Source organism: Mycobacterium avium subsp. avium (assembly GCF_009741445.1).
Classification (GTDB): domain Bacteria; phylum Actinomycetota; class Actinomycetes; order Mycobacteriales; family Mycobacteriaceae; genus Mycobacterium; species Mycobacterium avium.
Genome location: NZ_CP046507.1, coordinates 3,929,049 through 3,942,841 on the forward strand (window position 1 = coordinate 3,929,049; position 13,793 = coordinate 3,942,841).

A 13,793-nucleotide genomic window follows, 5' to 3' on the forward strand; every position below is an offset into this window, starting at 1 on the left:
CGCTATGGAAGACCCTGCGCTGCAAGTCATTTCGGATGCAGCCGGACGGATGCGGGTGTCGGTCGGGTGGGTGCGCGCCGACTCGCGGCGCGCCGTGGCGGTCGAAGAGGCCGTGGCCAAGTGCGACGGCGTGCGGGTGGTGCACGCCTACCCGCGCACCGGCTCGGTGGTCATCTGGTATTCACCGCGGCGCTGCGACCGGTCCGCGGTGCTGGCCGCCATCGGCGAGGCCGCCCACGTCGCCGCCGAGCTGATCCCGGCCCGCGCGCCGCACTCCTCGGAGATCCGCAACGCCGACGTGCTGCGCATGGTGATCGGCGGCGCGGCGCTGGCCCTGCTCGGCGTGCGCCGCTACGTGTTCGCCCGCCCGCCGCTGCTGGGCCCCAGCGGCCGGCTGTTCGCCACCGGCGTCACCGTGTTCACCGGCTACCCCTTCCTGCGCGGCGCGCTGCGCTCGCTGCGGTCGGGGCGGGCCGGCACCGACGCGCTGGTCTCGGCGGCGACCGTGGCCAGCCTGGTGTTGCGCGAGAACGTGGTCGCGCTGACCGTGCTGTGGCTGCTCAACATCGGCGAGTACCTGCAGGACCTGACGCTGCGCCGGACCCGGCGCGCCATCTCCGAGCTGCTGCGCGGCAGCCAGGATACGGCGTGGATTCGCCTGGAGCACAACGAGATTCAGGTGACCACCGACACCCTGCAGATCGGCGACGAGGTGGTGGTGCACGACCACGTCGCCATCCCGGTGGACGGCGAGGTGATCGACGGCGAGGCGATCGTCGACCAGTCCGCGATCACCGGGGAGAACCTGCCGGTCAGCGTGGTGGTCGGAATGCCGGTGCACGCCGGCTCGGTGGTGGTGCGCGGCCGCCTGGTGGTGCGCGCCCGCGCCGTCGGCAACCAGACCACCATCGGGCGCATCATCACCCGGGTCGAAGAGGCGCAGCACGACCGGGCGCCGATCCAGACCGTCGGCGAAAACTTCTCGCGCCGTTTCGTTCCCACCTCGTTCATCGTGTCGGCCATCACCCTGGCGGTCACCGGCGACGTCCGCCGGGCCATGACGATGCTGCTGATCGCCTGCCCGTGCGCGGTCGGGCTGGCCACCCCGACGGCGATCAGCGCGGCGATCGGCAACGGCGCCCGGCGCGGCATTCTGATCAAGGGCGGCTCACACCTCGAGCAGGCCGGCCAGGTCGACGCGATCGTCTTCGACAAAACCGGCACGCTCACCGTCGGCCGGCCGGTGGTCACCAATATCGTTGCCATGCACAAGGATTGGGAGCCTGAGCAGGTGCTGGCGTATGCCGCCAGCTCCGAGATCCACTCCCGGCACCCGCTGGCCGAGGCGGTGATCCGCTCCACCGAGGAACGCCACATCACCATTCCTCCGCACGAGGAGTGCGAGGTGCTGGTCGGGCTGGGCATGCGCACCTGGGCCGACGGCCGGACCCTGCTGCTGGGCAGCCCGTCGCTGCTGCAGGCCGAGAAGGTCAAGGTGTCCAAGAAGGCCAAGGAGTGGGTGGACAAGCTGCGCCGCCAGGCCGAGACCCCGCTGCTGCTCGCCGTGGACGGCACCCTGGTCGGGCTGATCAGCCTGCGCGACGAGGTCCGTCCCGAGGCCGCCGCGGTATTGAAGAAGTTGCGCGCCAACGGTATTCGCCGAATCGTGATGCTCACCGGCGATCACCCCGACATCGCCGCGGTGGTGGCCGACGAGCTCGGCATCGACGAGTGGCGCGCCGAGGTGATGCCGGAGGACAAGCTCGCCGCGGTGCGCGATCTGCAGGAGGAGGGCTTCGTCGTCGGCATGGTGGGCGACGGCATCAACGACGCGCCGGCGCTGGCCGCCGCCGACATCGGCATCGCGATGGGCCTGGCCGGCACCGACGTCGCCGTGGAGACCGCCGACGTGGCGCTGTCCAACGACGACCTGCACCGGCTGCTCGACGTGCGGGACCTGGGCTCGCGCGCCGTCGACGTCATCCGGGAGAACTACGGCATGTCTATCGCCGTCAACGCCGCGGGGCTGATCATCGGCGCCGGCGGCGCGCTGTCCCCGGTGCTGGCCGCCATCCTGCACAACGCGTCGTCGGTGGCGGTGGTGGCCAACAGCTCCCGGCTGATCCGCTACCGGCTGAACTGACAGCCGCACTCCCCGCCCCGCCAGGCCCGCACGCCCTGCCACACGGCGCCGCCAGTCCGCCCTGTGCGCGGCAGCGAGGGCGGGGGGCCGGGCGCCGGGATGCGCCCGGCCGCCGGTAGTTATTGTGGCTAACGGTAGAGCGGAAGGGGATTCCTCGATGGCGCGCACCGACGACGACACCTGGGACCTGGCCACCAGCGTGGGCGCGACCGCCACCATGGTGGCCGCCGGACGGGCCCGGGCCACCCGGGACGGCCTGATCGACGACCCGTTCGCCGAGCCGCTGGTGCGCGCCGTGGGCGTCGACTTCTTCACCCGGTGGGCCGCCGGCGAACTGGACGCCGCCGACGTCGACGTGCCCGGGGCGGCGTGGGGCATGCAGCGCATGACCGACATGATCACCGCCCGCACCCGCTACATCGACGCGTTCTTCGCCGAGGCGGGCGCCGCGGGAATCCGACAGGTGGTGATCCTGGCCTCCGGCCTGGATGCCCGCGCCTACCGGCTGCCCTGGCCGGCCGGCACCACGGTGTTCGAGATCGACCAACCGCGGGTGCTCGAGTTCAAGGCCGCCACCATCGCCCAGCTCGGCGCCGAGCCCACCGCGCCGGTGCGCGCCGTCGCGGTCGACCTGCGCCACGACTGGCCGTCGGCGCTGCGGCAGGCGGGCTTCGACGTCGGGCGCCCCGCCGCCTGGGCCGCCGAGGGGCTCCTCGGCTTCCTGCCGCCGCAGGCCCAGGATCGGTTGCTGGACAACGTCACCGCGCTGTCCGCCGACGGCAGCCAGTTGGTGGCCGAGGTCTTCGCCAACACCGGCGCCAGCGGGGACGCCCTGAATGCGGCCGGCGAAAAGTGGCGGCGGCACGGCCTGGACGTCGCCCTGGACGACCTGGGCTTCCCCGGCGAGCGCAACGACCCGGCCAGCTACCTGCAGCAGCTGGGCTGGCAGCCGGTGCGCACACCGCTGAACCAGATGCTGGCCAACAACGGGCTGCCGCTGCAGTCGACCGAGCCCGGCGCGCCGTTCGCCCAGAATTACTACTGCACCGCGGTGCTGAACAAGGCAGGTTAGGAACCCAACGCATGCCACACGAGACGCCGAACGGCAAGCCCCCCAAGCCCCTTGACGGATTCCGGGTGCTCGACTTCACCCAGAACATCGCCGGGCCGATGGCCGGTCAGGTGCTGGCCGACCTGGGCGCCGAGGTCATCAAGATCGAGGCGCCGATCGGCGAGGCGGCCCGGCACATCACCGCCGTGCTGCCCGGCCGTCCGCCGCTGGCCACCCTGTTCCTGCCGCACAACCGGGGCAAGAAGTCGGTGCTGGCCGACCTGCGCGACGACGAGGCCAAGCAGCGGATCCTGCGGCTGGTCGACACCGCCGACGTTGTGCTGGAAGGGTTTCGGCCCGGGGTGATGGAACGCATGGGCCTGGGCCCCGAGGAGCTGCAGGGCCGCAATCCCAGACTCGTCTACGCCCGGCTGTCCGCCTACGGCGGCAACGGCCCGGAGGGCAGCCGGCCGGGGGTGGACCTGATGGTGGCCGCCGAGTCGGGCATGACCACCGGGATGCCCACCCCTACCGGCAAACCCCAGATCATCCCGTTCCAGCTGGTCGACGCCGCCAGCGGGCACGTGCTGGCCCAGGCGGTGCTGGCCGCGCTGCTCAACCGGGAGCGGCACGGGGTGGCCGACGTGGTGCGGGTCGCCATGTACGACGTGGCGGTCAGCCTGCAGGCCAGCCAGCTGACCATCCACCTCAACAAGCCGAACGCCGACCACAAGCCGAGCGACTCGGCGTCAAAACCCAAGCGGCGCAAGGGTGTTGGTTTCGCCACCCAGCCGTCGGACGCGTTCAAGGCCGCCGACGGCTACCTGGTGATCAGCGCGTACGTGCCCAAGCACTGGGACAAGCTGTGCGAGGTCATCGGCCGGCCCGACCTGCGCGACGACGAACGGTTCGCCGACCAGCGCTCCCGCGCGCTGAACTACCCCGAGCTGACCGAGGAGCTGGAGAAGGCGCTGGCCGCCAAGACCGCCGACGAATGGGTCCGGCTGCTGCAGGCCGCCGGGCTGATGGCCTGCCACGCCTACACCTGGAAGCAGGTGGTGGGCACCCCGCTGTTCGCCGAGAACGAGCTCGCCCTGCAGGTCGGCGAGGGCGCCGACGCCGTCACGGTAATCCGGACTCCGGCAAGGTATTCCAGCTTCGAGGCCGCGTCGGCCGGCTGGGCCACCGACCCTCCCCCGGCGCTGGGTCAGCACACCGAGGAGTATCTGGGCGCACCGCAGACAGCGTCGTGAGCATCACTGCGCCAGCTTGACCACCCGGTCGTCGCCGCGGTCGGCGACGTAGACGCTCTGGTCCCTGTCCACCGCCACCGCCAACGGCGTGTTGAGCGCGGTGAACGGCAGCACGGTGCCGCTGGTGGCGCCCGGCGGGTACTTCACGACGTCGTTCTTGTCGTGCTCGGTGACGTAGACGGTGCCGCCGTTGTCCACCGCGATGCCCCACGGCACCGACAGGTCGTGAAAGGGCAACTCCGACTGGGTGTTCGACGCGGCGTCGAGCTTCACCACCCGGTTGTTGTCGGTGTCGGCGACGTAGACGTTGCCCGCCGGGTCGACGGCCACCCCGTCCGGGTTGTTCAGCCCGGTGAACGGCAGCACCGTCTGGTTCTGCGATCCCGCCGCCAGTTTCAGCACCCGGCTGTTGCCGCGGTCGGCGACGTACACGCCGCCCTGGCTGTCGACGGCCACCCCCTCCGGGTAGTTCAAACCGCTGAAGGGCAGCTCCTTTTGAGAGTTGGAGCCGGCGGCCATGCTGAGCACCCGGTTGTTGAAGTCGGCGACGTAGACCGTGCCGGCGCCGTCGACGGCCAGCCCCTGCGGCTGGTAGAGCCCGTTGAACGGCAGTACCGTCGTGGCGCCCGAGCCGGCCGCCAGCTTCACCACCCGGCCGTACATGCCCTCGCTGGTGACGTAGACGTTGCCGGCGCCGTCCAGCGTCACGCCGCCCGGGGAGAGGCGGAAGTCAATGCCGTTGAAGGGCAACACACTTTGGCCGCCGGCCTGCTTCGCGGGTCCCGAGGATGCGGTGGACAGGTAGCCGACGAACGCCACCACGAAGGCGACCAGCGCGACCAGGGCGACGGCGCCGACGATGATCCACTGTTTGCGCTTGTTGTCGGTCGGCGCCACGGGACGCCCGAAGTCCGGGCCGGGCGCATACACGCGGCCGGAACCCGTTGGGGCGGCGCGGATCAGCCCCGAGCTGGGGGCGCCCGCCCGGGCGGGCGACGGGCCGACGACGGTCTCCGCGCTCGGCGACGGGGCGAACGACTCCGGCCAGTGCGTCGAGCGCTGCTCGGCCGCGCCCGCGCCCAGCGCCGCGATCTGGCCGTCGCGCAGGATCGTGGCGGCCTTGCGCTGCTCGGACGTGGTGAGCGCCTCGTGCGCGGCGGCGGCGAATTCGCCCGCGGTGCGGTAGCGATCCTCGGGGCGTTTGGCCATGCCCTTGGCGATCACCCGGTCCAGGGCGGGCGGGAACCCACCCGGGCGCAGCTGGCTCAGCGGCGGGGCCGTCTTCGTCAGGTGCGCGGCGACCAGCCGCTCGACCGTGTCGGCCCGATACGGCGGCACCCCGGTCAGGCACTCGGTCAACACGCAGGCCAGCGAATAGATGTCGACGCTGTTGGTGACCTCGTCGTCGGTGAACCGCTCCGGAGCCATGTAGTAGTACGTTCCGATCGCCGTCCCGACCTGGGTCAGCCCCGGGTCGGAGGCGGCCCGCGCGATCCCGAAGTCCGCCAGGTAGGCGAAGTCGCTGGGGGTGACCAGGATGTTCCCCGGCGTGACGTCGCGGTGCGTCACCCCGGCGGCATGCGCGGCGTCCAGCGCGGCGGCGACCTGGCGGATGATGGCGATCGCCCGGGGAGGGGCCAGCGGCCCCTCCCGGTGCAGCAGCGAGCCCAGATCGATGCCGTCGACCAGGCGCATCTCCACGAAGAACCGCCCGTCGATCTCGCCGTAGTCGTGGATCGGCACCACGTGCGGTTCGGTCAGCCGTCCGGCGATGTCGGCCTCGCGCTGCAGCCGCGCGCTGAACTCGGGGTTCCCGGAGAACTGCTGCGAGATCAGCTTCAGGGCCACCAGCCGGTGCTTGCGGGTGTCCTCGGCCTCGTACACCTCGCCCATGCCGCCCTGGCGCAGCAGCCGCACCAGGCGGTACGGGCCGAACCACGACCCGACCTGCGCGGCCGGCCCGTTATCGCTCACCGTCGAGCCTCCTTCGCTCGTCCGTCACACCCGTCACGTTCAGTCACGTCGTCAGGAAATCGCATTGACCGCGCTCGACAGCTTCGCCGTGAACGAACCCGGCAGCGGGATGGAACCGTACTGGTCCAGACCGTCCTGACCGGGACCGATCGCGGCCTGCATGAACGCCTTCACCGCGGACCCCGTCGCCGCGTCCGGATATTTCGAGCAGACGATTTCGTAGGTCGCCAGCACGATCGGGTACGCGCCCTGCTGGGTGGGCCGGTAGAACGACGAGGTGTCCAGCACCAGGTCGTTGCCCTGCCCCTGAAAGGTGGCCCCGGCGATGGTCTTCTCGACGGACTCCTTGGTGATGGGCACCGCGTCCGGCCCCGCCGAGGTGATGATCGACGCCATGCTCAGCTGCTTGCCGACCGCGAACGACCACTCGTTGTAGGTGATCGACCCCTCGGTGTTCTGCAGCAGCGCCGAGGTGCCGTTGTTGCCGCTGGCCCCCTGTCCGACGCCGCCGGTGAACATCTCGCTGGTGCCCTTGCCCCAGGCGCCGTTGGACGCCCCGTCCAGGTACTTCTGAAAGTTGGCGGTGGTGCCGGACTTGTCGCTGCGGAAGATCACCGCGATGGGCGTCGACGGCAGGTTGAGGCCCGGATTGACCGCCTTGAGCGCCGGGTCGTCCCACTTGGTGATGGCGCCGTTGAAGATCTTCGCGACGGTCGGCCCGTCCAGTTTGAGCCCGCTCACCCCGGTGAGGTGGTAGGTCACCGCGATCGGCCCGAACACGGTCGGCAGGTCCCAGGCGGGCGAATTGCACCGCGCCGCCGCCCGGTCGGTCTGGCCGGTGGTGGGGTCCAGCGGGATATCCGAACCCGCGAGGTCGGTCTGATTGTTGAGGAACTGCGTGACACCGGCGCCGGAGCCGTTCGCGTTGTAGTCCAGCGTGTAGCCCGGGCAGGCCCGGACGTAGGCGTAGACGAATTGCTCGATCGCGTTCTGCTGGGCGGTGGACCCGCTGTCCTTGAGCACCTTCTTGCCGCCGCAGTCCACGTGCGCGCCCGACCCCGACGACGACTTGGAGTCGCCGCCGCACCCCGTCAGCGTCAACGCGGCGGCGGCCAGCAGGCTCAGTACAGCGCCAGATCGAGCGAAACTCACGCAACTCCTCCCGCCCCCGACGGCCCGGGGCCACCAAAAGTTAATCAATCGTGAATATACAAACCCTTGACAAAGGCTGAGAGGTGAATAAGGGGTGAATGAGTGCCGGGCACACGCCCGGGACCGGCCGGCGCTCAGGCGCTGGGCAGCCGCACCACCTGAACGAAGAACTCGTCGATCTGCCGGACCGCCTTCATGAACTGGTCCAGGTCGACCGGTTTGGTGACGTAGGCGTTGGCGTGCAGCTTGTAGCTCTTCAGGATGTCCTCCTCGGCCGAGGAGGTGGTGAGCACCACGACCGGGATCTGGGCCAGGTCGGGGTCGGACTTGATCTTCTCCAGCAGCTGGCGGCCGTCGTATTTGGGCAGGTTCAGGTCCAGCAGGATCAGGTCGGGCCGCGGCGCGTCGGCGAACTCACCGCGCCGGTACAGGTAGTTGAGGCCCTCCTCGCCGTCGTGCGCCACGTGCAGCCTGTTGTTGAGTTTGTTGTGCTCGAAGGCTTCTCGCGTGATCAGCTCGTCTCCCGGGTCGTCCTCGACGAGCAGGATGTCGATGGCTCTACCGGCCGTTGTCATTGCTGCGCTCCTTCCAAAGCGACTGCGTCCGTTTCGTCGACGGGTCCGGGCACGGGCAAACTGAATTCGAATCGGGTCCCGTCGGTGTAGGACGTGTCGATCCGGACGGTGCCGCCGTGGTGCTCGACGATCTTCTTCACCAACGCCAGGCCGACCCCGGTACCGGCGTACACCTCCCGGCCGTGCAGCCGCTGGAAGATGACGAAGACCTTGTCGGAGAACTCCTCCGGGATGCCGATGCCGTTGTCCGACACGCTCAGCAGCCACTCGCCGTCGTGGGTGCCTTCGCCGGGGGCGCATTCGATGACGACGCGGGGCCGGCGATCCTTGTGCCGGAACTTGATCGCGTTGCCGATCAGGTTCTGCCACAACATGGTCAGCAGCATCGGGTCCCCGACGATCCGCGGTAGTTCGGCGGGGCGCACGATCTCGGCGCCGGTTTCCTCGACGGCGGCGGCCAGGTTGGCCAGGCCGGCGTCCAGCGTGGCATCCAGCTGCACCTCGGCTTCGGTGGTGCCCAGCCGGCCCACCCGGGAGAAGGTGAGCAGGTCGTTGATCAGCGCCTGCATCCGTTTGGCGCCGTCGACCGCGAACCCGATGTACTCCAGGCCGCGCTCGTCGAGCTGGTCGCCGTAGCGCCGCTCCAGTAGCTGGCAGAACGACGCCACCTTGCGCAGCGGCTCCTGCAGGTCGTGGGAGGCGACGTAGGCGAACTGCTCGAGTTCGGTGTTGGAGCGCCGCAATTCGGCGGCCTGCTCGTCCAGCTGCTCCTGGGCCGAGCGCGACACGTCGAGTTCTTCGACCATGCGCCTGCGCATGTTCTCCACGTCGATGGCCATGTCGCGAATGTCCTTGGGCCGCTTGGGCGCAACGATCGTTTCAGCGAAGTTGCCCTCGGTGATGCGCCGGCAGGACGCGGCCAGCTGCGCGATCGGGCGGGTGATGGCGGCGCGGCTGAACAAGCCCAGGAACAGACCCGTCCCCAAAATGGCCAGCACCATGGCACCCAGCACCCAGTCGCGCCAGCCGTTGATCTCGTGCAGCTCGGCGGTCGCACTCGCCGCCGCCTGCGCCAGGTGCGTGTTCTGGGTCTCGAAAAGCGCTCGCAGATGGTCGAATTTGGCCTTGCCGAGGTCGGCGGTCGGGGCGCTGACGACGGCGGGGGCCCTGGGGGTGACGCTGGCGATGACGGGTTCGGCGTAGTTGGTCCGCCAGTCGGCGGCGGCCGACTCCACCGCGTCCAGGTCGGCGATCAGCTCGGTGTTGCCGGCGTTGCCGCCCACCAGCCGGCGAATCTCGTCGGCGGCCGCCTGCTCGGTGCGCTGCCCGTCGTAGTAGGGCGCCAGGAACTGCCGGTCCGCGGCGATCAGGTAGCCGCGCAGGCCGGTTTCCTGGTCCCGCAGCGCCGCCTGCAGCCGGGCCGCCGCGACCCGCGCCGGCCCGACACCGTCGGCCACCTGCCGCGACACCTGGTCGGTGCGGTGCAGCAGCACCGCCCCGACCAGCGCCCCGATCAGCACCGTCGTGCCCATGATCCACAGCACCAGGGCCAGCCATCCCCGCACGGTCAGCTGCGTGAGCCGGAGCGGACGCGGCGCGGTCACGTGATGGTCCTTAGGGTTGAAGGGGTCTGGGATTGGATGTCCTGGATGCCCAGGACGGTGGGGTGTGGCTAATGTGTTGTTGCAACGGTTGTTGCTTGAAAGGAATGGCCGCCCTGCCGTTTTGGACGGTCCTGGCCACTGATTGAGATCTGACGCGTACTCGATGACGCTGCTCTAAGGACCTGTTGGCGGGGTTGTCCGCGGGGACTGCGACGACAGGAGTAGCGGTATGGCCGAACCCGACCGAGTGTGGGTGGGTATCGACGTCGGTAAGTCCACTCATCATGCGTGCGCGATCGATGACACCGGAAAGGTGGTGTGGTCGAAGAAAATCCCGAACGAACAGGCCGCGATCGAAGACCTGATCGCCCAGGGCGGCCGGATTGCTAACCACGTGGTGTGGGCGATCGATTTGACCTCGCCGCCGGCGGCGCTGCTGATCGCCGTACTGCTGAGCGCGAAAGCCGAGGTGGTGTATGTGCCGGGCCGCACGGTTAACACGATGAGTCATGCGTTCCGCGGCGAAGGCAAGACCGACGCCAAAGACGCGCGGGTAATCGCCGAAACCGCTCGGCACCGACGAGATCTGTCCCCGGTCGTACCCGGCGAAGACCTGGTTGCCGAATTGCGGTCGCTGACCGCATACCGGTCGGATCTGATGGCTGACTGGGTGCGAGGCGTGAACCGGCTGCGCTCGATGCTCACCGCCATCTTCCCTGCTCTGGAAGCTGCGTTCGACTACTCCACCCGCGCGCCGTTGATCCTGGTATCCGCTATGTGCACTCCGGGCGAAATCCGGTCGGCAAAAAGAGCTGGCGTGATCAAGCACCTTCGGAAAAACCGGGCATGGCCCAACAACATCGACACGATCGCCGACAAGGCGCTCGCCGCGGCAGCAGGCCAGATAATCACCCTTCCCGGCGAAGCCGGAACCGCCGCGCTCATCAAGCAACTCGCAGCACGGCTGCTGGACTTGGATCGGCAGATCAAGGACATCGATAAGCAAATCACCAACAAATTTCGTGAGCATCCCAGCGCCGCCATCATCGAGTCGATGCCCGGCATGGGGCCACACCTGGGCGCTGAGTTCCTCGTAATCACCGGCGGCAACATGGCCGCCTTCACCAACCCCGGCCGACTGGCATCGTTCGCCGGATTGGTACCCGTCCCACGCGATTCCGGCCGTATCACCGGCAATCTGCATCGGCCCAAGCGCTACAACCGGCGCCTGCGCCGCGTGTTCTACCTCGCCGCCCTGTCCAGCCTCAAGATCGAAGGTCCCTCGCGGGCTTTCTACGACCGCAAACGATCCGAGAACCATATCCACACCCAGGCCCTGCTTGCCCTGGCACGCCGCCACGTCGACGTCCTGTGGGCACTGCTGCGCGACAACAGAACCTGGCAACCCCAGCAACCAACCGTGGCAGCTGCCTGACGCACTCACCGGGCGTCCTCACCGCTTGACACGCTCATGGAGATTCCTCTCGACGCGGAGCACGGCGATGTCATCGGTGAGGCCGCCGCGCGGCCGGGCCAGTCGCTGGGCGCCGTCGATCAGGGCGTCGACGAACGCCGGGCCGGGGCGATCGACCTGCGAGCGGGCCAGGGCGAGCAGGCCGTCCTCGCCGAGCCGTTGGGTCCCGCGCCCCGAATACCCCTCGTAGAGCCCGTCGGTGAGCAACAGCAGGCCGTGCCCCGCGGGCAGCCGCAGCTGGTGGCGCGGCCAGTCGTCGGCGCGCAGCCCGAGCGCCGGCCCGCCCGGCGGTTCGACCCATTCCACGGTGCCGCCGCCCTGCAGCAGCATCCCCGGATGGCCGGCGCGGATGACGCTGACCTCGGGCCGCTGCGGCGAGATCTCCAGGCTGAGCACGGTCGCGAAGATCCCGGTGCCGGTGCGTTCGGAGTGCAGCACCCGCTCCAGCTGGCGCATCAGTTCGACGCCGTGCACGCCGGCCAGGGTGAGCGCCCGGAACGCGATCCGCAGCGCCGCCCCCCAGGGCCGCCTCGTGCGGGCCGTGCCCGGCGACGTCGCCGATCAGCACGTGCACCACCCGATCCGGTGTCTGGACCACGTCGTAGAAGTCACCGCACAGCAGAGCGTCCTCGCGGCTGGGCCGGTACCGGGCGACGATGTCCACGCCCGGGTCGTCCAGCAGCAGCGGGGAGGGCAGCAGCCCGCGTTCCAGCAGCGCGTTCTCCCGGGCCCGCAGCTGGGTGGCGTGCAGGTCGGCGGCGATCAGCTCGGCGCGTTTGCGCTCGATCGCATACAGCAGCGCGCGGCGCAGCATCTCCGGCTCCACCCGGCCCTTGACCAGGTAGTCCTGGGCGCCGGCGGCCACCGCGGAGGCCCCGAAGTACTCGTCGTTCAGCCCGGTCAGCACCACGATCGGGACGGTGGCGTCGAGCTTGGCGATGCGGTTCAACGCGTCGATCCCGCTCGCGTCGGGCAGGTGCAGATCCAGCAGCACGCAATCGGGCCGGGTGGATTCCAGCTCGCGTTCGGCGTGCGCCATCGACTGCGCCCACACCACCCGGATGTCGGTGACCGCGTCGGTGACGAGTTCCTCCACCAGCACCGCGTCGCCGCGGTCGTCCTCGACCAACAACACCGACAACGGCTTCAGCGACTGCCGCTGCGCGGCCGGCGTGACCGCGGCCTGCGCTGGTATCAATTCCCGGCCATCTGTGGACGGGCATGGGAAGTCACGTTCTGCACTGCAGACCCCCTGGCCGCGATGAGACCCATTGCTGTGTGGCGGTGCGTGGACGGGTGGCCGGTGCCTGTTTACCGGCCGTCGGTCTGGACTTCACCCACCGGGGAAATCCTATGCGGTACCGCTAGGCTTTTCCCAACAGCCACGCGCAACGCTCAGCGCAACAGCGCCCGCGACATCACCACCCGCTGAATCTGATTGGTGCCCTCGTAGATCTGGGTGATCTTGGCGTCGCGCATCATCCGCTCGACCGGGAAGTCCTGCGTGTACCCGTAGCCGCCGAACAGCTGCACCGCGTCCGTTGTCACCTCCATCGCGACGTCGGACGCCAGGCACTTCGACGCCGCGGAGATGAACCCCAGGTGCGATTCGCCGCGCTCGGCGCGGGCGGCGGCGTGGTACACCATCAGCCGGGCCGACTCCACCTTCATCGCCATGTCGGCGAGCATGAACTGCACACCCTGGTTGTCGCTGACCGGTCGGCCGAACTGCTTGCGCTCCTTGGTGTATGCGATGGCGGCATCCAGCGCGCCCTGCGCGATCCCGACGGCCTGGGCGCCGATGGTGGGCCGGGTGTGGTCCAGCGTCGCCAGCGCGGTCTTGAAGCCGGTGCCCGGCTCGCCGATGATCCGGTCGCCCGGGATGCGGCAGTTCTCGAAGTACAGCTCGGTGGTCGGCGAGCCCTTGATGCCGAGCTTCTTCTCCTTGGGCCCGACGGTGAAACCCTCGTCGTCCTTGTGCACCATGAACGACGAGATGCCGTTGGCGCCCTTGTCCGGATCGGTCACGGCCATCACCGTGTACCAGCTCGACTTGCCGCCGTTGGTGATCCAGCACTTGGCGCCGTTGAGGATCCAGTCGTCCCCATCGGCGCGGGCCCGGGTGCGCATCGACGCCGCGTCGCTGCCGGCCTCGCGCTCGGAGAGCGCGTAGGACGCCATCGCCGAGCCGTCCGCGATCGACGGCAGAACCTGCTTCTTCAGCTCGTCGGAGCCGCGCAGGATCAGCCCCATGGTGCCCAGCTTGTTGACCGCGGGGATCAGCGACGCCGAGGTGTCGACGCGGGCGACCTCCTCGATGACGATGCAGGCCGCCACCGAGTCGGCGCCCTGCCCGCCGTACTCCTCCGGCACGTGCACGGCGTTGAACCCCGCCGCGTTCAACGCCTCCAGCGCCTCCTGCGGGAACCGGGAGTTCTCGTCCACGTCGGCGGCGTGCGGAGCGATCTCCTTTTCCGCCAGCGCCCGGATCGCGGCACGCAGCTCCTGGTGCTCCTCGGGCAGTTGGAACAGATCGAAGTCGGGGTTTCCGGCCCATCCAGCCATCT

General features: G+C 69.5%; 9 protein-coding genes and 1 pseudogene. 4 read left to right on the forward strand and 6 right to left on the reverse strand.

Annotated elements, in window-relative coordinates; genetic code table 11:
- Positions 1–4: 4 nt before the first annotated feature.
- The 3 genes from ctpC (at position 5) to MAA44156_RS18310 (ending at position 4,447) form a co-directional block, all read left to right on the forward strand.
- A complete protein-coding gene (gene ctpC / locus MAA44156_RS18300) occupies positions 5–2,143 on the forward strand; it encodes a manganese-exporting P-type ATPase CtpC (protein ID WP_023879518.1) in 2,139 nt (712 codons plus the stop codon).
- Between the two features lie 157 nt (positions 2,144–2,300).
- Positions 2,301–3,215, forward strand: a complete 915-nt coding sequence (locus MAA44156_RS18305) for a class I SAM-dependent methyltransferase (RefSeq protein WP_009978767.1) — start codon at positions 2,301–2,303, stop codon at positions 3,213–3,215.
- A gap of 11 nt (positions 3,216–3,226) precedes the next feature.
- Complete coding sequence (locus tag MAA44156_RS18310; RefSeq protein WP_011725962.1) at positions 3,227–4,447, forward strand: CaiB/BaiF CoA transferase family protein; 1,221 nt, start codon at positions 3,227–3,229, stop codon at positions 4,445–4,447.
- Positions 4,448–4,450: 3 nt separating this feature from the next.
- Here the strand turns inward: MAA44156_RS18310 and MAA44156_RS18315 are convergent, their stop codons facing one another.
- The 4 genes from MAA44156_RS18315 to MAA44156_RS18330 all read right to left on the reverse strand — a co-directional run bounded on the left by MAA44156_RS18315 (position 4,451) and on the right by MAA44156_RS18330 (position 9,752).
- Positions 4,451–6,421 carry a serine/threonine-protein kinase PknD gene (locus MAA44156_RS18315; protein ID WP_009978771.1) on the reverse strand — a complete coding sequence of 657 codons (1,971 nt, stop codon included), beginning with the start codon at positions 6,419–6,421 and terminating at the stop codon, positions 4,451–4,453.
- 51 nt (positions 6,422–6,472) lie between these two features.
- Positions 6,473–7,573: a phosphate ABC transporter substrate-binding protein PstS gene (gene pstS, locus MAA44156_RS18320; protein WP_003874536.1), complete on the reverse strand. Its 1,101-nt coding sequence runs from the start codon at positions 7,571–7,573 to the stop codon at positions 6,473–6,475.
- 134 nt (positions 7,574–7,707) lie between these two features.
- On the reverse strand, positions 7,708–8,148 hold the full coding sequence (locus MAA44156_RS18325) for a response regulator (protein WP_003874535.1): 441 nt from the start codon (positions 8,146–8,148) through the stop codon (positions 7,708–7,710).
- Positions 8,145–9,752 carry a sensor histidine kinase gene (locus tag MAA44156_RS18330; protein WP_009978773.1) on the reverse strand — a complete coding sequence of 536 codons (1,608 nt, stop codon included), beginning with the start codon at positions 9,750–9,752 and terminating at the stop codon, positions 8,145–8,147. Before MAA44156_RS18330 ends, MAA44156_RS18325 begins: the two co-directional genes overlap by 4 nt.
- Positions 9,753–9,981: 229 nt before the next feature.
- On the opposite strand from MAA44156_RS18330, the gene MAA44156_RS18335 reads away from it, so the two are divergent.
- Positions 9,982–11,187 (forward strand): IS110-like element IS901 family transposase, encoded by a 1,206-nt coding sequence (locus MAA44156_RS18335; RefSeq protein ID WP_009974923.1) that lies wholly within the window; start codon positions 9,982–9,984, stop codon positions 11,185–11,187.
- Between the two features lie 18 nt (positions 11,188–11,205).
- Here MAA44156_RS18335 and MAA44156_RS18340 read toward each other — a convergent pair.
- Both MAA44156_RS18340 and MAA44156_RS18345 read right to left on the reverse strand, forming a co-directional pair.
- A pseudogene (locus MAA44156_RS18340) lies at positions 11,206–12,367 on the reverse strand (PP2C family protein-serine/threonine phosphatase).
- A gap of 254 nt (positions 12,368–12,621) precedes the next feature.
- A complete protein-coding gene (locus MAA44156_RS18345) occupies positions 12,622–13,791 on the reverse strand; it encodes an acyl-CoA dehydrogenase (RefSeq protein ID WP_003878960.1) in 1,170 nt (389 codons plus the stop codon).
- Positions 13,792–13,793: the final 2 nt, after the last annotated feature.

Bases quoted from the DNA above. Each gene is read 5' to 3' on its own strand.
- MAA44156_RS18345 (WP_003878960.1), bottom strand. From the start codon at position 13,791: ATGGCTGGATGGGCCGGAAACCCCGACTTCGATCTGTTCCAACTGCCC.
- MAA44156_RS18305 (WP_009978767.1), top strand. From the start codon at position 2,301: ATGGCGCGCACCGACGACGACACCTGGGACCTGGCCACCAGCGTGGGC.
- ctpC (WP_023879518.1), top strand. From the start codon at position 5: ATGGAAGACCCTGCGCTGCAAGTCATTTCGGATGCAGCCGGACGGATG.
- MAA44156_RS18325 (WP_003874535.1), bottom strand. From the start codon at position 8,148: ATGACAACGGCCGGTAGAGCCATCGACATCCTGCTCGTCGAGGACGAC.
- MAA44156_RS18310 (WP_011725962.1), top strand. From the start codon at position 3,227: ATGCCACACGAGACGCCGAACGGCAAGCCCCCCAAGCCCCTTGACGGA.
- MAA44156_RS18335 (WP_009974923.1), top strand. From the start codon at position 9,982: ATGGCCGAACCCGACCGAGTGTGGGTGGGTATCGACGTCGGTAAGTCC.